This is a genomic window from Paraburkholderia sp. SSBN10T, from assembly GCF_056619545.1.
Genome location: NZ_JBWQQI010000011.1, coordinates 162,904 through 182,778, shown reverse-complemented (window position 1 = coordinate 182,778; position 19,875 = coordinate 162,904). Strand labels below are relative to the sequence as shown.

Annotated in this window: 23 protein-coding genes; 10 read left to right on the top strand and 13 right to left on the bottom strand. The window is 63.9% G+C overall.

Annotated features, from left to right (window positions below; translation table 11 throughout):
* The first annotated feature begins 124 nt into the window (after positions 1–124).
* Positions 125–1,417 (top strand): tetratricopeptide repeat protein, encoded by a 1,293-nt coding sequence (locus tag AC1ECK_RS18800; protein ID WP_480321461.1) that lies wholly within the window; start codon positions 125–127, stop codon positions 1,415–1,417.
* Positions 1,418–1,475: 58 nt separating this feature from the next.
* On the opposite strand, the gene AC1ECK_RS18795 is transcribed toward AC1ECK_RS18800, so the two are convergent.
* Positions 1,476–1,922: a hypothetical protein gene (locus tag AC1ECK_RS18795; RefSeq protein ID WP_480321460.1), complete on the bottom strand. Its 447-nt coding sequence runs from the start codon at positions 1,920–1,922 to the stop codon at positions 1,476–1,478.
* 94 nt (positions 1,923–2,016) lie between these two features.
* Between AC1ECK_RS18795 and AC1ECK_RS18790 the strand changes: the two genes are divergently transcribed.
* The 3 genes from AC1ECK_RS18790 (at position 2,017) to AC1ECK_RS18780 (ending at position 2,791) form a co-directional block, all read left to right on the top strand.
* Positions 2,017–2,166, top strand: a complete 150-nt coding sequence (locus AC1ECK_RS18790; protein ID WP_480321459.1) for a hypothetical protein — start codon at positions 2,017–2,019, stop codon at positions 2,164–2,166.
* A 193-nt stretch (positions 2,167–2,359) separates the two neighbouring features.
* Positions 2,360–2,602 (top strand): hypothetical protein, encoded by a 243-nt coding sequence (locus AC1ECK_RS18785; protein WP_480321458.1) that lies wholly within the window; start codon positions 2,360–2,362, stop codon positions 2,600–2,602.
* Complete coding sequence (locus tag AC1ECK_RS18780) at positions 2,603–2,791, top strand: LytTR family DNA-binding domain-containing protein (RefSeq protein ID WP_480321457.1); 189 nt, start codon at positions 2,603–2,605, stop codon at positions 2,789–2,791.
* A 48-nt stretch (positions 2,792–2,839) separates the two neighbouring features.
* On the opposite strand, the gene AC1ECK_RS18775 is transcribed toward AC1ECK_RS18780, so the two are convergent.
* Positions 2,840–3,868 carry a sulfonate ABC transporter substrate-binding protein gene (locus tag AC1ECK_RS18775; RefSeq protein WP_480321559.1) on the bottom strand — a complete coding sequence of 343 codons (1,029 nt, stop codon included), beginning with the start codon at positions 3,866–3,868 and terminating at the stop codon, positions 2,840–2,842.
* A 285-nt stretch (positions 3,869–4,153) separates the two neighbouring features.
* The gene (locus AC1ECK_RS18770; RefSeq protein ID WP_480321456.1) at positions 4,154–4,690 is read right to left on the bottom strand and encodes a carboxymuconolactone decarboxylase family protein; all 537 of its coding nucleotides are present in this window, start codon (positions 4,688–4,690) and stop codon (positions 4,154–4,156) included.
* A 145-nt stretch (positions 4,691–4,835) separates the two neighbouring features.
* On the opposite strand from AC1ECK_RS18770, the gene AC1ECK_RS18765 reads away from it, so the two are divergent.
* The 5 genes from AC1ECK_RS18765 to AC1ECK_RS18745 all read left to right on the top strand — a co-directional run bounded on the left by AC1ECK_RS18765 (position 4,836) and on the right by AC1ECK_RS18745 (position 7,942).
* The gene (locus tag AC1ECK_RS18765) at positions 4,836–5,804 is read left to right on the top strand and encodes an AraC family transcriptional regulator (RefSeq protein WP_480321455.1); all 969 of its coding nucleotides are present in this window, start codon (positions 4,836–4,838) and stop codon (positions 5,802–5,804) included.
* A gap of 93 nt (positions 5,805–5,897) precedes the next feature.
* The gene (locus tag AC1ECK_RS18760) at positions 5,898–6,794 is read left to right on the top strand and encodes a DMT family transporter (protein ID WP_480321454.1); all 897 of its coding nucleotides are present in this window, start codon (positions 5,898–5,900) and stop codon (positions 6,792–6,794) included.
* Positions 6,795–6,797: 3 nt separating this feature from the next.
* Positions 6,798–6,962: a hypothetical protein gene (locus AC1ECK_RS18755; protein ID WP_480321453.1), complete on the top strand. Its 165-nt coding sequence runs from the start codon at positions 6,798–6,800 to the stop codon at positions 6,960–6,962.
* 237 nt (positions 6,963–7,199) lie between these two features.
* A complete protein-coding gene (locus AC1ECK_RS18750) occupies positions 7,200–7,553 on the top strand; it encodes a hypothetical protein (RefSeq protein WP_480321452.1) in 354 nt (117 codons plus the stop codon).
* Positions 7,554–7,741: 188 nt separating this feature from the next.
* Positions 7,742–7,942, top strand: coding sequence for a hypothetical protein (locus AC1ECK_RS18745; protein ID WP_480321451.1), 201 nt, complete (start codon positions 7,742–7,744; stop codon positions 7,940–7,942).
* A gap of 113 nt (positions 7,943–8,055) precedes the next feature.
* Here AC1ECK_RS18745 and AC1ECK_RS18740 read toward each other — a convergent pair whose 3' ends face one another.
* Together AC1ECK_RS18740 and AC1ECK_RS18735 are read right to left on the bottom strand one after the other, a co-directional pair.
* Positions 8,056–8,259, bottom strand: a complete 204-nt coding sequence (locus tag AC1ECK_RS18740) for a hypothetical protein (RefSeq protein ID WP_480321450.1) — start codon at positions 8,257–8,259, stop codon at positions 8,056–8,058.
* A 222-nt stretch (positions 8,260–8,481) separates the two neighbouring features.
* The gene (locus AC1ECK_RS18735; protein WP_480321449.1) at positions 8,482–9,027 is read right to left on the bottom strand and encodes a hypothetical protein; all 546 of its coding nucleotides are present in this window, start codon (positions 9,025–9,027) and stop codon (positions 8,482–8,484) included.
* Positions 9,028–10,297: 1,270 nt separating this feature from the next.
* On the opposite strand from AC1ECK_RS18735, the gene AC1ECK_RS18730 reads away from it, so the two are divergent.
* Positions 10,298–10,780, top strand: a complete 483-nt coding sequence (locus AC1ECK_RS18730) for a hypothetical protein (protein WP_480321448.1) — start codon at positions 10,298–10,300, stop codon at positions 10,778–10,780.
* Positions 10,781–10,824: 44 nt separating this feature from the next.
* Here AC1ECK_RS18730 and AC1ECK_RS18725 read toward each other — a convergent pair whose 3' ends face one another.
* The 8 genes from AC1ECK_RS18725 to AC1ECK_RS18690 form a co-directional block, all read right to left on the bottom strand.
* Positions 10,825–11,628, bottom strand: a complete 804-nt coding sequence (locus AC1ECK_RS18725; RefSeq protein WP_480321557.1) for a MipA/OmpV family protein — start codon at positions 11,626–11,628, stop codon at positions 10,825–10,827.
* Between the two features lie 419 nt (positions 11,629–12,047).
* Entirely contained in the window at positions 12,048–12,566 is a 519-nt protein-coding gene (gene msrB, locus AC1ECK_RS18720) for a peptide-methionine (R)-S-oxide reductase MsrB (protein ID WP_480321447.1), read from the bottom strand.
* Positions 12,567–12,814: 248 nt separating this feature from the next.
* Positions 12,815–13,471, bottom strand: a complete 657-nt coding sequence (locus AC1ECK_RS18715; protein ID WP_480321446.1) for a nucleotidyltransferase family protein — start codon at positions 13,469–13,471, stop codon at positions 12,815–12,817.
* Entirely contained in the window at positions 13,468–14,613 is a 1,146-nt protein-coding gene (locus AC1ECK_RS18710; protein ID WP_480321445.1) for an XdhC family protein, read from the bottom strand. Before AC1ECK_RS18710 ends, AC1ECK_RS18715 begins: the two co-directional genes overlap by 4 nt.
* Positions 14,610–15,827 carry a vWA domain-containing protein gene (locus AC1ECK_RS18705; RefSeq protein ID WP_480321444.1) on the bottom strand — a complete coding sequence of 406 codons (1,218 nt, stop codon included), beginning with the start codon at positions 15,825–15,827 and terminating at the stop codon, positions 14,610–14,612. Before AC1ECK_RS18705 ends, AC1ECK_RS18710 begins: the two co-directional genes overlap by 4 nt.
* Positions 15,821–16,714, bottom strand: coding sequence for an AAA family ATPase (locus AC1ECK_RS18700; RefSeq protein ID WP_480321443.1), 894 nt, complete (start codon positions 16,712–16,714; stop codon positions 15,821–15,823). Before AC1ECK_RS18700 ends, AC1ECK_RS18705 begins: the two co-directional genes overlap by 7 nt.
* A 14-nt stretch (positions 16,715–16,728) precedes the next feature.
* Complete coding sequence (locus AC1ECK_RS18695; protein WP_480321442.1) at positions 16,729–17,382, bottom strand: SRPBCC family protein; 654 nt, start codon at positions 17,380–17,382, stop codon at positions 16,729–16,731.
* 72 nt (positions 17,383–17,454) lie between these two features.
* Positions 17,455–19,866: an aerobic carbon-monoxide dehydrogenase large subunit gene (locus AC1ECK_RS18690; RefSeq protein WP_480321441.1), complete on the bottom strand. Its 2,412-nt coding sequence runs from the start codon at positions 19,864–19,866 to the stop codon at positions 17,455–17,457.
* Positions 19,867–19,875: the final 9 nt, after the last annotated feature.

Below are 19,875 nucleotides of genomic sequence, written 5' to 3'. Positions count from 1 at the left end.
CGATGGCGGGTGCGGCAGTAGAATGGCGCGATACCTTGCCTCGCCCGGCACGCGAGCCTCGACGTGCCGAACGGTCCATCTGAAAGACAACGCTTGCCGCCATCGGGCGCAAACCACCTGTCTCATGAACCAGCAACCTTCGCATCGGCGCGCCTCCGGCGCCGGCCTTCAGCTTGTCGAAGCAGCGTTCGACGCCCAGCAAAAAGGCGATCTCGCACGCGCCGAACGCCTGTACCACGCCCTGCTGGAAAGCGGCGACCACACCGGCGTGGCCCACAACAACCTGGCCAACCTGCTGCGCAAGTCAGGGCGCCTGCTGGAGGCCGTGGACCAGTACCGGCACGCGCTCGAAGCGCTGCCGGATGCGGCGCAGATCCGCTCGAACCTGGCGGACACGCTCGAAGGTCTGCGGCGCTACGAGGAAGCCGAAACCGAATATTGCCGCGCGCTCGAACTGCAGCCCGGCAGTCCGGAGGTGCGCTGCAACTATGGGTTGATGCTGCTCGCCGCCGGCCGTTATGCGGAAGGTTGGCCGTATTACGAAGCCCGCTCGCAGGTATTCCACGAGCATGGCGCCTTGCCGTTTCCGCAATGGAGCGGCGAGGATCTGCACGGCAAGACGCTCCTGCTGCTGCCCGAGCAAGGCTATGGCGACACTATTCAGTTTGTCCGTTATGCGAGCCTACTGAAGGCGCGCGGCGTGGCGCAGCTCTCGGTGATCTGCAAACCGGCGCTGGCGCCGCTGCTGCGAACCGTCCGTGGCATCGACGCGCTGATCACCGACCCGCAAGACCTGTACGCGCACGATTACTGGGACTCGTTGCTGAGCCTGCCTTGCCGCTTTGGCACGACACTCGAATCGATCCCCGCGCCGATTCCGTATGCCGGCGTATTCACCAACCGCCTCGAAACGTGGCGCGCGCGTCTGCCGGGCGACGGCATCCGTGTCGGACTGGTGTGGAAGGGCAACCCCGCACACGACAACGATGCCGAGCGCTCGTTGCGGCATTTCTCGGAGTTACTGCCTCTGTGGTCGGTGCCCGGTGTGCGTTTTATCAGTCTGCAGGTGGGCGGCGCCGAAGCCGAAGCACGAGCGTGCGCGGCGCGGCAGCCGGCGCTCTGCCTAGGTGACGAGATTCGTGATTTCGGCGATACCGCCGCCATCGTCGGACAGCTCAATCTGGTGATCTGCGTCGATACCGCCGTCGCTCACGTGGCCGGCGCATTGGGCGTGGCCTGCTGGCTGATGCTGCCGCGCCGGGGCGTCGACTGGCGCTGGCAGCGCACGGGCGCGCAATCGCCGTGGTATCCCAAGGACATGTACCTGTTCCGTCAACGCGATACGGCCGAAGGTTGGCAAGGCGTGATCGGCGACGTGCGGGACGCGCTGTCGGACATCCTGCGCGCCAGGCGCTGAGCTTGGCTTACGGGAGGGATGGTTGCGGCGCTTGCCCAGCTTGCCTTGTTGGGCCGCCTCAATTGTTCCTGCACAACACGGCGGTCATGACGAGCGGTAGGACTTCGTGCACCGCCGCCTCGCTGCCGGCGTCATGCAGATGCGTCTTGACCGACTCGCTCGTGCCATACACCACCACGCCATACATCGACCCGCTCATGGCCTGACCGCTGCCCTTGTGAAATAGCTGGTCGTTCTGATCGTAGCCGAGCACCGCGTAGACCCGGAATCCGAAAGCCGTCAGCTCGCTGCCGCGGGTCGGCCGAAACGCATTGACGGAGTTCGCTTCCACATGCATCGGTTCTGCTTCGATGAACTGGTTGCTCTGCAGTGAAGTAATGAAGGTATGCGCGTTGGTGCTGCAGTCTAGCTGCGCATCGAGTTCGTACGCGGCCGACGAGATCGCATAGAGGGTCGCGCCAAGCGCGGTCAGCAGGCTAAGCGCGTTGGGAAAGCACATTCTCATGGTGATGCAACCCCTATCCTGGCACGTGTCGGGCACGCGGAGCCGGTTCCCAACCTAGGACCTTTGCCCCGCTCCTTCTGTACGGCAACCATCAATGCAGATTACATACGCCTTCAGGCGACGCGCGCGCCGGGCGGGCTTGCCGGCGTCGCGTCAGCAACGCTTCGCGCTGGATCCGGACCGTTTCGCGCCGCTCATCGGCATTTTGTCGCAAACCGCCAGAACGTGGCGGCAAGCCGGCTGAACCTATGCGCCATCGCAACCACGTTGATAGACAAGGCGCCCACCGCGATGTTCACCGCCATTCTTCGGTAGATGTTCAACTGGGTTTGAGGTGTGCCAGCCGCCCTGGTCAACCCGAGCGGCTGGCAAAAACGTGCGCGCGCCTGCAAGCGACGTTGCAGGCGCGTGAGTAACCGCAGGTGGGGGAGTCGGAATTGACGCTGATGATCGATCAGTTGCGCGTGCTGTTCGGCGGCGCGGCGCCGCGTGCGGCAGGCTTGTCCGGCGCCGCCGTGCCAGGTGGCGCGGCAGGGTCAGCCGGCCCGTTGCGCATGATTCAGGCGAGCGCCGGCGACACGCTCAGGATGATTCCGGTCGGCGAAGTGCTGTACTTCGAGGCGGTGGGGAAACATGTCCGCGTCGTGACAGCCGAGCGCGAACACCGGGTCCGCACCTAGTTGCGCGAATTGCTGCAACAACTCGACCCGCAGCGGTTCTGGCAAATCCACCGCGGCATGGTGGTGGGTGCCGATCTGATTACTAGCTCCTCGCGCGACGAGACGGGCAAACTGACGCTCGGCCTGTGTGGCCACCCGGCGGAACCAGACGTTAGCCAGTTCTATGCCGGGAAGTTCAAGGGCATGTAATGCGGCTGCAGGTGTTTGCCAGGCGCACTGGCTCGCCGCGGAGTTCGCTCACCCCACACTGTTCCAGCGCGCCTCCGCAACCGTCAGTTTCTTCGGAATCAGCTTGAGATCGCTGAACGTGTCGGCGATCTGCTGCTGATACGCAAGAGTCGCATCGGTGATCGGTTGCACGCCGTAGCCGGCACGTCCCAGCGCCACTTCGAGCGTCGCGGTATCGAGACCGACGAGCGGCGACAACTGCGCCGCCACGGCCGGAATGTTGCTGCGGCCCCACTCGTCCACCTGGTTCAGTTCGTCGAGCAGTGTATGCAGCACTTGCGGCTGCGCCTCGGCGAACTTGCGGGTGGCAACGTAATACTGCGTGTTGCGCACGATCCCTTCGCCATTGGTCAGAACACGCGCATTCGCCTGGCGCTCGATCGCGGCCAGGTACGGGTCCCAGATCACCCAGGCGTCGACACTGCGCTGCACGAAGGCCGCGCGGGCGTCGGCCGGGGTCAGATAGACCGGCTGGATGTCGGTGTACGCGAGACCGGCGCGCTGCAACGCCTTGACCAGCAGGAAGTGAACGTTCGAGCCGCGATTGAGAGCGACCTTCTTGCCGCGCAGGTCGGCCACCGTTTTGATCGGCGAATCCTGCTGGACCACCAGCGCCTCGCCTTTGGGCGCCGACGGTTCGTTGGCGATATAGACGAAGTCGACGCCCGCAGCCTGGGCAAAAATGGGAGGCGTTTCGCCGACCGTGCCGACATCCACCGCGCCCGCATTCAATCCTTCCAGCAGTTGCGGCCCGGCGGGGAACTCCAGCCATTGCACGCTGATACCTTGCGGCGCAAGTCTCTTTTCGAGCGTGCCGTGCGCTTTCAGGACCACAAAGTTGCCGTATTTCTGGAAACCGATCCGCAGCGTTTTCGAATTCCCTTGAGCCCGCGCGGGCTGGCTCGCCAGCAGCGCGGCTGCGGCACCGGAAAGCACCGCGCCGGTGCCGACCGCTAGCGCCGCCGCGGCCTTCAGAAGCGAACGGCGGCTGGCATCGGCCGGCTGCGTGTCACGGTTGGAGTGTCCTGATGAAGCCATGTGCGTCCTTTGCAAGTTCATGACGGCTCGAAGCGCCGCAAGCGGGCGGCCCATCGCCGTGGCGACGTCTAGATTAAGGACGCCTCAGCGCGAAGCGAACCAATCAATGCGCATATGCAAAGCATGGGGTGTGGGAAGCATGGCGCGTGGCCAGGAATGGCGAAGCGGCGGCTTGCGCCGCCGAGCGCTGACGATGACGAAAGCGATGACGATGACGAAAGCGATGACGATGACGATGCGCCGCCGGGATACGAGGCGCGCGTCGTCAAACGCGCGCCATCCGCCTTACGCCACTGCCGGGAAGTCCAGTGTGGTGTCGTTCACGCGGTTCACGAGGTTCGTGAACGTAATGGACGCGATCGCCAGACTGATTTCGATCACCTGCTGTTCGCTATAGCCGGCTGCGCGAATCGCGTCGACTTCGTCGGCGGCGACCGTACCACGCGTCGTCACGAGGGTGCGGACGAAACGCACCAACGCATCGCGCTTCGCGTCGCCGCTTGCGGTGCCTGCGCGTACCTGCTTCATCGTCTCCGGCGCGAGGCCGGCGAACTTGCCCATCAACGTGTGGGCGGCGATACAGTAGTCACAGCCTGCGACCTCGCTGACCGCGAGCTTGATGACTTCGATGTCGGCCTTGGCAAGGCTGCCGCTCGCCAGCACGGCGTCGACATTGAGCATTGCGCCGAGCGCAGCCGGGCTGTGCGTGCCGACAGTAGCGTAGGCGTTCGGTACCTTGCCGGCGGCCTTCTTGATCTTGGCGAACACTTCTGCGGCAGCGCCGGTGGCGGTTTCAGGATTGATGGCGGTAAGACGGGACATGATCGACTCCTTGAGGTTGGGTTCATTTGCAACTGCTAGCCATGTCGTATGGCATGGGAGTCAGTGTAGTGAGACACGGCGAGTAATTTAATGCCACAATTACCCAACTTCATGCTCAAACGTCTCAACTGACTGGAACGCCATCATGGATCTGCTGAGCCGGTTACTCGCCTTGATGCCCGTCGCCGGCCGGCTCGACGTGCGCTGCCATTTCGCTGCGCCGTGGCGGATCGACGAACCCGCTGCGGATCCGCGCGAAATTGCTTATCACGTGTTGTTGCGCGGCGAAGCGGTGCTCGAGGACGGCCACGGTGAGCCGTTGCGCATGACGGCGGGCGATATCGTGCTGTTTCCGGCTGGCGCGCCGCATGTGCTGCACGATGGAAGCGGCGGCGAGGTGTTGGCGGAGAGTGTGCGGCAGGTGAATGGACTGACCATCGTGACCAATCAGGGCACGGGCGCAGGGGTCGATATCCTGTGTGGCCGGTTTCTGTTGCCTGCGGTGCCGGAGCGCCTGTTGCGCGACCATTTGCCGGGGCGCTTGCTGGTGCATAGCGTCGCGCGGGGGAATGCAAGCGACGCCGCGCAGCGTGACGGCGAGTTCGCCAGTAGCCGCCTTGCCCGTCTGATCCAGCTCATGCGCGAAGAGGCGCTCGAACAGGGGCCGGCAAGCGAGACCCTGGTGAACCACCTGTCGGGCGCGCTATTCGCGCTCACGCTGCGCTTTGCCAGCCACGCCGACGAACCGCCGCGCGGCCTGTTAGCGCTCGCGCAACGTCCGCGTCTGCAACCGGCCCTTTCGGTGATGTTCGATGAACCCGGCAAGCCGTGGACCTTGCCCGAACTGGCGGATCTCTGTCATATGTCGCGCGCCACTTTCGCGCGCCATTTCGATGAGGCGATCGGCCGCTCGGCCAGCGACGTGCTGACGGAAATCCGCATGGCGTTGGCTGGTCGCAAGCTCGCGCAAACCAATCTTGGGATCGCCGAAATCGGCGAGTCGGTGGGGTATCAGTCCGATGCGGCGTTTCAGCGGGTGTTCAAACGGCAAGTGGGGATGACGCCGGCACAGTGGCGAACCCTGGCGAAGGCCGAGGCGGTGCCTGAGCGGTAGCGGTGCGGGAGCGGTGCGGGAGCGGTGCCGGCAGTGGCCGCGCTATCATCATGGACGCCGCCCCTCTTACCGCCCCTCCTACCCCGAGTCTCGATGCAGATCGCCACCTCGACCAGATCCGCCCTCCCCCTGCGCAGCATCGCGCAGATGCTCGCCGCCATGTTCTGCTTCGCCACGGTCGACGCGCTCGCCAAGTCCATCACCGCGCACTACCCGGCCAACGAAATCACCTTTTTCCGCATGCTGTTCGGCCTCGGTCCCGCGCTGCTGCTCGCCGCGCGGGCCGGGCAAGGTCCTCAGATGCTGCGCACCCGCCACTGGCGCGCGCATCTCGAGCGCGCCGTGGCGCTGATGGCCTCGCTGGCGTTTTTCTTTGCCGGCCTGCGCTACGTGCCGCTCAGCGAAGCGGTCGCGCTGGCCTATACCGAAACCTTGTTCCTCATCGTCCTCTCGCCGTTGCTCCTGAAAGCGGCGCTGCGCCGCCGCGACCTGCTGGCTGCGGTGTTTGGCTTCATCGGCATTGTGCTGATAGTGCGGCCTGCCGGCGCCTCGTCTAACCTCGCGGGCGCCCTGTTGATCCTGTTGAGCGCCGTCTTCGGCGCGCTCTCGGTGCTTCAGATCAAGCGCATCGGCGCGACTGAAAACGCCAGCCTGATCGTCCTGTATTCGACCCTGATCGGCACGGTAGTGATGGGGTTCTCGCTGCTCCTCGCATGGCGCACTCCGAGCCTCGAACACCTTGGCATCCTCGTCTTGCTCGGCGTGGCTGCAGGCACCGGGCAACTGCTGATGACTTCGGCATTCCGCCACGGCGAACTCGGCGTGCTCGCGCCGCTCAACTACACGAGCATCGTTTGGGCCACGCTATTCGGGTACGTGTTGTGGGGCGAGTCGGTCGGCATGCTGTCGCTGCTCGGGATCATCCTGATCGTCGGCAGTTCGGTGGCGGTCGCGGTCCGCCGCAAGGAGCCGGAGGCGTTAAACGTCTGAGCGTTGGAGGCGCGCGACCACACGATGCTGCCGCGGCGCCACGGCAAACGCCTTCATGGCCTCGGCTACGCGTTTATCGTCGCTGGTCGCCACATCGTCCACGTTGGCCGGCAATTGCCCGATGGCCAACAAGGCGATCCGGCCGATCCCGAAGGCTGCATCGATTAAGTGGCCTGTGCCGGGATTGCACAAATACCTGTATGGATGTACAGTGTTTGCAATCCTCTTTCCTTGCCGCCTCGTCAGTATCGCAAGTCCGGCACTCGCCGCTGTATGGCGCGTTGCGCCTTACAGCGCGCGGCCGTCACTACAGCGCAGACTAGGACTGTTTATGCATGGGAACTGAGGCAAGTTGCTGTGCTGTTCAGCGCACTGCGCCCCATCGTGCGAACCTACGGAGAAGACATGCTGCGATTTGTCAGCGCGGCCGCCATCCTGCTCGCGGTCGTGTCAACCGCCGCTGCGGACGAGCATTACGTGGAGATCTGGAACCCACCGGAGGCCCGCATCGGCCAACCCGCTGGTAAATGCAAGCCCAAAACCGGTAAAGCGGCGCTGCTCCCGCACGGCGTCAGCAAAGCCGCGCCGCGCCGTATTGCGGATCCGCTCGCCAAAGCCTCGGCGGGCAAGCACGGCGGCAGCGACGCATCGAAGAAAGCGGCGAGCCCACGGTTTCTCGACATTCCGCGGATCGTGACCCCTGAAGGGAATATCCTTCAGGTGAGTACCGGGCGTATCTCGGCGTCTGTGGTGCGCTAAGTGCTGGGGCCGCGATCAGGAACACACTACAGCAGCCGTCCGGGCTACAACCGGCTTGCCGGTGCACTGAAGATTCGCCTAACAGCGCTGCGTCCGGTGCAACAATCTGGCCGGCACAGCGATTGTGATGGACATGCCGTCTCAAGCTGAATCGCTACGTTGCGAAATAGCCTCCACCCAGACAAAAAATGGAATCTGAAACCTATAAGGGCTATGCGATCTGGGGCCACGCTATCGTCCAGAACGATGGCTATGCCGGCAGCGGTACGATCACCCGCGGCAGCAAGCTCGTGGAAGGCTCGGGCGTGCTCGGTACCTTCGATAGCGAGGATGAGGCCCGTCTTGCGGGCCTCGATTGGGCGCGCGCCTGGGTTGATAGTCACGAGTAGCGCTGAGGAAGCGCTTAAGAGACACTCAGGCGACATTCAGATGGCGCGCACGTAAGACTCATCCCGCTCTCACCGAACGCCGCGGGTATCCGCGGCGGGTTGTCTGCAACGGATCAAACCAGGCGCTGTTTGTCCTGCCGCTCGGCAAGTATGCGGTTTGCCGCGTCCAGCACTGGATTGGCTGCGGGGAGCGTCTGCTGCACTCCGGTGTCCGCGGACGGATGGGATGAGACGGCCTTCACTCCATTTGCGATTCCGGGTGCAGCGACGTACGGAATGAATGCCGCAATGGCAACGACAACGACGAAAGTAAACATGGCTGCCAGCCTCTCGATTTCCAAGGGTGGGGAATCCCCGCGAAGAACATCTCGCTGAGTCACTCCGGTCCACCGCCTGGCCATGGCGAGCATCCGATCGCTACGTTTTACACCCAGGCCACTGCGTCCATTACCCACGTAAGGACGGCGTGAACACGCCACCCTGACCACCCGCTTGTTACCCATGGAACGGCGCCTGCGCATTCGGCGCCACAAGTCGCGTCAGCGCCGCACCAGCGCGAAGGTGTCTTGACTAGAATAGCCCAGGAAGTTGTCGATCAACAGTAACAGATCTGCTTCGGTGGGCTGGGTGCCCCACCGGCTGTGCCCGGAACTCGACGCAATGGCGAACCAGGAATGCGGCGGAAACCATTCGGCGTGGACGGTGCGCTCACCGGTAATGCGCAAGCGTCCCGTATCGCACAGATACTCGGCGCGCACCGTTTCCCCATCCACTACCTTGCTAGCAGTAATAGGCGCGGACTCAAACATGATGTCCTCCCGTTCGTGGATCTCTCTCTTTCTAGTGCGTGACAGTCCTCCTGATTGAGTGACCGGAGCACATTTCATAAGCTGTTTGAGGTGCCGCTCCGCCGCGCGGCATGTGGCTTTTATCCGGTTGACCAACGCAAGTTTTATGCCGATATGGTCAACTGCCCGTTTGACGGTTTTTTGATCAAATGCCACGCTTCCCGATTGCATGGTTGTGTGGCGAACGTCCTGAGGCATGCGCCAAACCGACCAATGCAGCACCGCTTCGGTGCGCAACGAGGGCTCGCAGCGGGAACATCGCCGATTTCTTCATACGCCCCGAGAACGACGGATTGCCGAATAAAGCGGACGTTGTTTGCACAAAGGATGCGGCTTCGATCTTTGGATAACGCCATCGTCATTTAATACGTTATGCGTATCAATAACCGAAAATTCGCGAAACGCAGGTAACTCATCTGACGATACGTACCCCACCACAACCTCACGTTTAAAAGAGAGGCTACGCGAAAGATCACGACGGCTGGATGACACAAAAGGATGAACTGGGCGATGCCCCATCCCGCTGGCGACATAGTCGAATGCCCATGTCGGCAAGTCGGCGAAATCGAACTGGGGCGAGCGGAATGGAGCTAGATGGGGAACGGTCCGATGGGACGGCGGCCACACAGCCGCACGACCGCCGCTGGCAGGGAGACGCGAGCGCCTACCGACGCCCCTTCGGTCCGGGCTGACGGTCGCGCCCGCTGCACCAGAACCGAGCACTATCGAGCCGGGCTGCGGCTGCCGATGTTTGCAATTCGCTGAACTGCGCCGTCAATTCCCCTCGTTTCGCCGGATCGTTTTCATTGGTTCGTCTTTACACTTGTTTTCATGGGCGCGACGAACCACCGAGCCCATACGCGGTCTTCCCCCCGCGTTGTTTTGACCGTACCTGCAGGACAGTTCCAGAAGTGGCAGTAGAGAACCGCAGTCGCAGCACGCAGCACGCAGCACGCAGCACGCAGCACGCAGCACGCAGCACGCAGCACGCAAGATGGTAGTCCGCAGTCTGCATCAGGCAGTACCAGCAAGGAACACGCAGCAAGCATTACGCCGCACCATGCATCGACCACGCAGCAAGCACGACCCGGTAGTTCAGGCAGTTGCAGTACACGCATCACCAAAGCGCTTCTCGCATCACATGCAAGAAAAGCAACAGGGGTTTGCAGCACAGCGAAGGTGAAGGACCACGTTTTAAGCAGCAGTGAGTTTCAACAGCGTTGTTGTTGATGGAAACAGGTCGGCAAGCATCCACGCGCCTGTGCGACTCTTCCATCCTGTCGAGCCCTGTCCCCCACGGGACAGGGCTTTTTTTTAAGCCGCCGGCGCGCCAAACGCGCGATCGCAATCTCGTTCACTCCAGCCGCGCCGTTTAAGGTTGCTTTAATTGTGGCTTGCCATGATGGTGACAAGACGCTCACTCAAGGTTGCTCAATACCCGCCGGCGCACTGTCTGCAGAAGACTCCAGTGGCGGACCGAGCGTTACAGAACGAGGTTTAAACCGTCATGCCCAATAAATCGCACAGCCGCAAACGCAACCAGCCGGCCATGTCGCCGCTGCTGCGCGCCCTTACTTTCAGCCGCGCGGCGCACGAGCCGGTCACGCAGGCCATGCTTCTGCAATGCTATACCGCGCTCGACGCGTTTCGGCGCGGGCACGGTTCGCGGGATCTGTTCATGACCTTGGGCCGGCATTTTCTGGTGTCCGAGGAACTGTGCCGCCTCGGCCTGGAGCCGGAGGGTCTGGTGTATGTCGAAAGCGCACACGCGGCAATGGTCCAGCTCGATGCCGTCGAGCATCAGCAGGACGGCTGGGCCTTGAACGATGACGCGTACCCGCAACTGTGCGCGGCGCTTTCGATTCTGGATGCGCAACTGTCCGAGGCCTCGCTCGAAATGATCGCGCGAGCCGAGACGCGCATGGTCGAGGGCCTGCTCAGGGCGGGACAAACCGAGGCTCTCGCAGCAGCACCGGCGACGCTTTGCTAGGCGCACCGCGCCGCGGCTAAGCCCACGACGTCGGCACCGCCCGATCAGAACCGATAGTTGATCGACAGATCCAGCACGCCGTTGGATGCGCGTTGCGTGATCGGGCTGCGCGCTGCGCTGCCCACGAGCTGCTCGAGTGCGAAGTCACAGGCCGCGAACCAGTGCTTCTGGAAGAACCAGATGGCGCTGACGCCAAAGCCCGCCGACTTGAGGCCGGCGCTCGCGTGATAGTAGGAATAACTGGAGTCGGCAGCCTGCGCGTGGCTGACGCCGAACCAGCTATTCATGTACTCCGAATCCGCAAACGTCAGGCTGGGTCCGGCAAACCAGAAGAATGTCTTCGAACTGCCTGGCAACGGCATATATGCGCCGAGATCGCCGACCCAGCCATTCGCGCCGCCGAAGCTGCGCCGGATATCGGCGCGCAGGACCAGCGGGAAACTCTTCGATATCACGTAGTCGGCGGCCAGTTTCAGTTCGGGCGCGGGGTTGATGTTGCCCAGACCGTGCAGGTGCTCGTCGTCGTCCTGACCGCGCCGGCCCAGATCGTAGGCGGCAGCGATGCTGATCCGCCAGTTTTGACCTTGCAGCACATTGGCGCCGAAGCCTTCCCCTGTTGAAATGAAATAAAGATCGCTATAGCGGATATCGACACTCGGACCACCCTCGAAATGATAGCGATCCGCGCCGTCATAGCGCGGCTGAAAGGCTCCGGCGGCACCCACCGCGATTTGCCATGTGGGGATCTGCGGCTCCATCAGTTTTTCCAGCGGAACCCCCGCCGAGTATTGCCACTCCTGCAGCGGCGCCGGCGTTTGAGCCTCGGACGGGGCCGGTATGACAGCCATGCCCGCGATAGCAGCGACGGTCAGCCACGGCGCGCGGAGCGCTGCCTGGTTGTTGCGGTTCGGTACCGCCCACGTTGTACGTCTGTTCGACACCAATCCTCCGATCGCTAGCTAGCTGCGAGTGAATTGACTGCCTGCCTTGGGAATTCCCCTGCGAGACTGTAACGGCTGCCACGCAAACTTGCATGGACATGTAATTTTTTCAGCGAATAGCCCATACGATTCGGCCGCTGGCTGCAAGTGAAGTCAACGCTGGCTGAGCTTACCGGCTGCGGTGAATTCATGCTCTGTGCGGCCGAAGTCTGGCAGGCTCGACGATTGCAATATCCGGGCCTGATCGGTGGGGGCGGGGTGCGGTAGGGTTTGGGAGGGATCGGATGGGGTTTGTGAATATGCGAAGCTTCAGCCTGATCGAAGCATTACGACGTAGCCGGTGTAAACGTTAACGCCAGACCATTCATGCAATAGCGCAAGCCGGTCGGCTTCGGTCCATCGTCGAACACATGGCCCAAATGGCCGCCGCAGCGGCGGCATAGCACCTCGTTGCGCGTCATGCCGAACGAAGTATCGGTGCGGGTAAGCACCGCATGATCGAGCGGTTGCCAGAAGCTCGGCCAACCGGTGCCGCTGTCAAACTTGGTTTTCGACGAGAACAGCGGCAGCTTGCAGCCGGCGCAGGAAAAGATGCCGGCGCGGTGCTCGAAATTGAGCGGGCTGCTGAACGGCCGCTCCGTCCCGGCCTCGCGCAGGACCCGATATTGCGCGGGCGTTAGAAGCTTGCCCCACTCGGCCTCGGTATGCGTGACCTCGTAGGTCGCCGCGCCCGGGGCGCTGGCCGGATCCGCAGCGCCGGCGCGCGCGGCGCGCCACCCCGTCATGCCGCCGGCAAGCGATGCCGCGCCGACTACCCTGAAAAATATCCGTCTCGTGCATTTCATGATTGTGGTCCCTGAGTGATGCCGTCGAAAGAGCACGAGCGTCACGCGAACAGCGCGACATACGGCGGGTGCTCCCAGCCTTTAGTCGGACCGGCACCGGTCTTATGACAGCGATTTCGCTTTTTTTGTTTGTCGGGATGCACCGGGTCAAGCGGCGCGGTGGCGCGGCGTTCACTCAAATGTACGCGCGGCGGATCACTTCAGAGGCGCAGCCACGGAAAAATTAGCGGGCAACAACGGGGGCCACGTCAACCAACATCCACACCCACGTCAGCGAGGCGCGCCAGAATCCGCGCATAGTCTTCCGGGGTATCCATATCGGTCGTGAAGCGGTCGTGGGCAGCTTCATGGATAGACACCTCATCCGGGTGTTCGGCAATCAGCTTGCGGCACCCCGGATTGATATGGCCACTGACGACCTCCGCGGCATAGCTCACTGAAAAAGCCACCGGATTGCCCCGCTGTCCGTTGAAAGTGGGCACAAGGATCGAACCGCGCGGCATTGCCGCGTAAGCGTCGACCAGTTCGCGGTAATCCGCAGCGCCGAGCAAAACCTGATCGGCGAGGCAGACCAGCACGACGTCGCAGGGTGCAGCCAGCGCGGCCACTCCCGCCGCCACCGAGGTCATTTGCCCTTCCTCGTAACGCGGATTGGGCTGGAACCGCACCGGCAAACCGTCGAGCGCTTCCATCACAGCGCGCCCCTTGAATCCCGTCACCACGACAATCTCTGCCGGCCCGGCGGCGCTCAGCGCGCTCACCGTGCGCCGCACGGCCGGTTCGCCGCCGACCGGCAACAGCAGTTTATGCTGTCCTTGCATTCTCGATGACGTGCCCGCCGCCAGCACGACCGCGGAGAAAACCGGCGTCGGCGGCAGCTCGCTGCGATTCGTCCCGAGGTTCATGGCTTCTCCAGCGGTTCAGCCGGTTGACTGGCCTGCGCTTCGGCCCGTGTTTCCGCTGCTAATACGGGCGGCCCGGCCTGAATACTCGCCGCCACGTGCAAATACTTTTCCGGTTCGCGTTCGAACTCGATCTTGCAGCCGTCGCAACAGAAATAGATGCGCTGACCGCCCCATTCGATCACGTGCTTCGCCGACGCGATCTCGACCGCCATGCCGCACACCGGATTCACATAGCGCCCGCCCCCACCCAGCGGCTCGACCGAGGCCATCGATTCGCACGGCGGCAAGCCCGGCACCACTTCCCCGCTCACCGGCGCCGAGCGGTCGACCAACGCCACCGCTTCCTCCTGTTCACGGCGCAGCATCACCAGACCGGCGACCGCGCCCAAGGCAATCTCCTGGGGCGTGTGAGCATGGATCGACGGACCCGCGGGTGCATGCAGCGCCGCAAGCCGCGCGGCCGCAATGCCGCGCGCTCGCATCGCGTCGCGCAGGGCGTCGGCCTTGCGGCGGCTGGCCACCAGCAATACGCCCGCGGCCTCGCTGCGCAACGCGGCTTCGAGCGCCGCCTCGTCATTGTCGCCTTGGGTCGCGACCAGAATCAGTTGCGGCTTCAGGTTGTCGAATGCTGCGGCGTCGAAACCTTGCAACACGCGCGCCAATCCGAGACCTGCCAGCGGTGCCGTGACGGTGGCCGCGGCACTGACGCGCAAGCCGACCCGCTGCGCCAGCACACAGGCTTCGAGCGCGGTGGGGGTCGAGCCGAGCACGAGAATCGACGGCGCGGGCAGGGTCGGCTGGATAAACAGTTCGATTGCGCCGTTGCTGGCGCACGGCATCGCGTGCGCCTCGATCCCCGCCTCGCGGTCGGCCGGCGACACGCCGGCCTCGTTACCGATGCGAAGGCGCTTCGGTTGCCCCGTGCGGATCGCCTCTTGCGCGGCCTGAATCACGATCGTCCGCGAGCAGCCGCCGCCGATCCAGCCATGCAGCTCGCCGTTGCCGTCGATCAAGGCTTGCGCCCCGACCCAGGCGGAGGTCGGCGGCGCGGCGCGGATCACGGTCGCCACCGCAAACGGCTCGCACTGCTCGATGAGCCGCTGCTCGAGTTGCAGGAGGGTTTGTGTGGTCTCGGTACTCATTGCAGAACCGCCAGTACTTGCGGCAGCACGCGTTCGAGACTCGCCAGGTCGTGCGCGCCTGCCAGCAGATCGATATACGGCAGCGCCGCTTGCATGCCGGCGCTCGCCGGGGTGAAGCCGGCGCGGCTCGCCAGCGGGTCGAGCCAGACCAGCGTGCGGCAGCGGCGGCGGATCGCGGCCAGCGCCTGCTGCAGACGCTCGGGTTCACCGGCGTCGTAGCCGTCGCTCACGACCACCACGGCGGTACGCGCATGCAGCAGCTTCGCTGCGTACTGCTGATGGAATTCGCCGAGGCTGTCGCCGATGCGGGTGCCCCCGCCCCAGCCGGCTGACAGAAGCTGCAAGCGTTCCTGCGAGCGCCACGGATCCGGGTCGCGCAACGCCTGTCCGATGCCCGCCAGCCGCGTGTGGAAAATGAAGCAATGCACGTCCGACACCCGTGTGCCCAGCACCCGCGCGAGCCGCAGATAGAAGAAGCTGTACAGGCTCATCGAGCGGCTCACGTCGAGCAGCAGCACGATGCGTGGACGCTGGCGCCGCTTCCTGCGCCAGCCCAGTTCGAGCGGCACGCCGCCGCGCGCCACGCTATGCCGGATCGTCCACGCCATATCGACGACCCGGCCGCTGTTCGCGTGCTGTTCGCGACGCAACTGGATGCCCCGCAGACGCTGGGCGAAGCGGCGGATCGCCGCGTCGATCGCAAACAGCTCGGCGGGCTGATGCAGATGTCCGAAATCCGCGTGGGCAAGCGTAGCCTCGGCGGATGCGCCCTGCTCGGCCGTCGCGCCTTGCGCCAACGCGGGATCGGCCGCGGTACCACTGTCGAGGCCAAGCGGCGTGCCTTCGCTTTCGTCGCGCGGACCTGCGGTGTCGCCCGCGCTGCGGGTATCGATGCGGCCCGCGCGGTTCGCCCGCGTTTCCACCAGCTGGCGGCGATTCGGTGCGAGAAAGTACGCGTCGAACAGTTCGTCGAAGCGGCGCCACTCCTGCGCCCGCGAACACAGCAAGGCCCGCAGGCTCCAGCGCAACAGCGTGCTGTCCAGTTGCCCCATGCGCTCGGCCACCTCCAGCGCTGCGGCCATATCGCTGCTGCTTAAACGAAAATCGTTCGCCCGCAGCCAGCCGGCAAACCCCGTGTAGCGCGCCACGAGCGTGCCTTCGAGGCTGGGCGGCGGCGCGCGACCAGCGGCGGCGCAGGCGATGCCGCTCAACATGATGCCACCAGCTTTTCGACCACAGGCCGCGTCAGACCGGCCTGATCCTCGCGCGTTTTGACGAGGGCCGCGAGCGAATCCATGATGCGCTCCACGCCGTCTTCGTCGATTGCGCTCACGCCAAGGCGCAGCAAGGCCGCAACCCAGTCGAGCGTTTCGGCGAGCCCCGGCTTTTTCTGCAGATCCATCTGCCGCACCGATTGCATGAATTCGACCATCTGCCGGGCGAGCTTCTCCGGTACTTCCGGCACCTGGCTGCGCACGATCAGCAGTTCCTTGTCGAAGCTCGGATAATCGATGTACTGATAGAGACAGCGGCGCCGCAAGGCATCCGAAATCTCGCGTGTGCCGTTCGAGGTGAGGATCACGAACGGCCGTTCCGTCGCGCGGATCACGCCGAGTTCAGGTATCGACATCTGGAAGTCGGACAGCAACTCCAGCAGATAGGCTTCGAACGCTTCGTCGGTGCGGTCGATTTCGTCGATCAGCAGGACCGCTGCGGGCGTCGTCGTGATTGCTTCGAGCAGCGGGCGTTTGAGCAGATAGCGCTCGGAGAAGATGTCCTGCTCCTTGTCGCGCACCGGCCGCGAGTCCTGCTCCAGCAGTTTGATCGCCAGCAACTGGTGCTGGTAATTCCACTCGTACAGGGCGGAATGCGCGTCGAGACCTTCGTAGCACTGCAGCCGGATGAGCCGCGTATCGAGCAGCCGTGCGAGCGCTTTCGCAACTTCGGTCTTGCCGACCCCGGCCTCGCCTTCGAGCAGCAACGGCCGGCGCATTTCCATGGTCAGCAGCAGCGTTGCGGCGAAACTGCGCTCGGCGATGAAGCCGTGCTGTTCCAGCCGCTGCTGCAGGCTGACGACATCGCTCATGCGGTCGGTCGACATGGTGCGCTCGCCGCTCAGGCCGTCTTGCGCGAGAACAGGCCGCGCACCCAGTCGCGCAAGATCGCCCAGGCGAAAGCGAAGCCGTTCAGCTCCGCTGGAGGCGGCGCGGGTTCAGACGCGGAGGCCGCAGAAGCAGCAGGCGTCGCGTCGCTGGATGAGCCCGTGGACGCACCGTCGGGCGTGGCCGCCTGCGCGCGAGCTTCCGCAGGCGTCTGCATCGCCTGCAAGCGCGCCGCGAAATTCGCCACAAACTGCTTGAGCATCTGATCCGCGACCGGCTGCATCAGCCGCCCGCCCAGCGCGGCCGCTTTGCCGCTCATCGTGACTTCGCTCTTGCCGGCCAGCGCGCAGGTCTCGCCGGTCTGCTGGACCGAGGCGCCCAGATCCATCGACGCCGCCGAGGCGCCGGTTGCATCCGTACCCTTGCCCACCATATGCAGGCTACGCGCGGCGGCATCCAGATCCAGCACCTCGATCTCGCCCTTGAACGACATCGTGGCCGGCCCGAGCTTCACGGTGATGGTGCCTTTGTAATGCGTCGCGTCGACGCGTTCGGTAATCTTCGCGCCCGGCATGCAGCCAGCCACGGTCTCGATGTCCTGCAGCAGTTGCCACGCGTTATCGGCGCTGGCAGCAAGCGGAAATACCTTGTCGAGTACGACTTTCATCTCAGCATCCTTTGACGGTGGTGCGCTATGCCGAAACCTGAGCGACGCCCAACCATACGCACAGCCGCCGCGCTACTGCCGCGTCAGCCCCAGCGCCCGGCATTGCTGCCAGACGCGCCAGGCGTTGTGCGGCATGTTCATGTGGGTGACGCCCAGATGCGCAAACGCATCGACCATCGCCGCGGTGAAACACGGAATCGAGCCGACATGCGGCGACTCCGCAACCCCTTTCGCGCCAATCGGATGATGGGGCGACGGCGTCACGGTGAAGTCGGTCTCCCAATGCGGCGTCTCGACCGAGGTCGGCACGAAATAATCGAGCAGCGTCGCGCCGAGCAGATTGCCGGCTTCGTCGTAGGGCATCTCCTGCCCCATCGCAACCGCGAAGCCTTCGGTGAGGCCGCCGTGAATCTGCCCTTCGATAATCATCGGATTGATGCGCGTGCCGCAGTCGTCGAGCGCATAGAAGCGGCGCACGCGCGTCTCGCCGGTATAGCGGTTCACTTCCAGCACGCAGACATAAGCGCCGAACGGGAACGTGAAGTTGGGCGGATCGTAGTAGTCGACCGCCTCGAGGCCCATTTCCATGCCCTCGGGCACGTTGTTATAGGCTGCCCAGGCTACTTCCTTGATGGTCTTGAACTGCTCGGGCGAGCCCTTCAGTACGAAGCGGTCGAGATCGAACTCCACATCGCCCGGACTCGCTTCCAGCAGATGCGCCGCAATCTGGCGCGCCTTCTCGCGAATCTTGCGCGACGCGCGGGCCACCGCCGCCCCCGCGACCGGCGTGGAGCGCGAGCCGTAAGTGCCGAGTCCATAGGGCGCGGTCGAGGTGTCGCCTTCTTCCACCGTAATCACCGGGGCCGGAATGCCGGCTTCAGAGGCGATGATTTGCGCGTAAGTGGTCTGATGGCCCTGTCCCTGCGTGATCGTGCCCATCCGCGCGACGGCTGAGCCATCCGGATGCACGCGGATTTCACAGGAATCGAACATGCCGACGCCGAGGATGTCGCACATCTTCGACGGCCCGGCGCCGACGATTTCCGTGAAATTCACTACGCCGATCCCCATCAGCCACTCCGCGCGAGGATCGGCGCGGCGCGTGGCCTGCTCGGCGCGCAGCGCCGGATAGTCGACCGCGGCAAGCACTTTCTGCAATGCCGGCTCGTAATCGCCCGAATCGTATTCGAGCCCGAGCGGCGTCGTATAGGGGAACTGCTCCTTGCGGATGAAATTGCGCAGGCGGATTTCGGCCTTGTCGATGCCGAGCTTCTGCGCCAGCACGTCGACCATCCGTTCGATCAGATACACCGCCTCCGTCACCCTGAACGAGCAACGGTAGGCGACCCCGCCCGGAAACTTGTTGGTGTAGACCCCGTCCACCGAGACGAACGCATTCGGAATCGCATACGAGCCGGTGCAGACGTGGAACATGCCGGCCGGCCATTTGGTCGGGTCGGCGCAGGCGTCGAACGCGCCGTGGTCCGCCGTCACATGCACACGCAGCGCCTTGATACGGCCGTCCTTATCCGCGGCCAGTTCGCCCGTCATCAGATAATCGCGCGCAAACGCAGTGCTGCTGAGATTTTCCGAGCGCGACTCGATCCACTTGACCGGCCGCCCCAGTACGATCGACGCCACGATCGCGGTCACATAGCCCGGATAGACCCCGACCTTGTTGCCGAAGCCGCCGCCGATATCGGGCGAGATAATGCGGATTTTCGACTCCGGAATCGTCGACAGCAGTCCGACCACGGTGCGCACCACGTGCGGCGCCTGCGACGTGATATACACCGTCAGATCGCCGCGCACCTTGTCGAACGAGGCGACGCAGCCGCAGGTTTCCAGCGGACAAGGATGCACGCGCGGATACAGCATCTCCTGCTTGACGGTCACCTCGGCATGGTCGAATACGCGATCGGTCTTGTCCTTGTCGCCGATATTCCACGTGAAGATGTGATTCGGATGCCGACGAGCGCCATGCGCGCCGGTCGCCTTGTCGCGGATGTCCTCGCGGATCACCGGGGCATCGGGCGCGAGCGCCGCCAACGGATCGATCACCGCCGGCAGCTCTTCGTACTCCACTTCGACGAGTTCGGCCGCATCGGCCGCCACATAGCGGTCGTCGGCGACCACGAAGGCCACCTCCTGGTTCTGGAAGCAGACTTTCTCGTCGGCCAGCACGGCCTGCACGTCGCCGGCGAGCGTGGGCATCCAGTGCAGCTTGAGCGGCTTCAGATCGTCGGCCGTGAGGACTGCATGCACGCCCGGATGCGCGAGCGCGCGCGATTTGTCGATCTTCTTCACTCTGGCATGCGCGTACGGACTACGCACCATGACGCCGAACAGCATGCCCGGCATCTTGATGTCGTCGACGTACGAGCCTTTGCCTTGTATGAGGCGCGGATCTTCGCGGCGCTTGCGGGAGCAGCCCATGCCTTCCAGCGCGGCGAGACGATCGAGATTGGCGTCGAGATTTCCCATGGCGTGTCT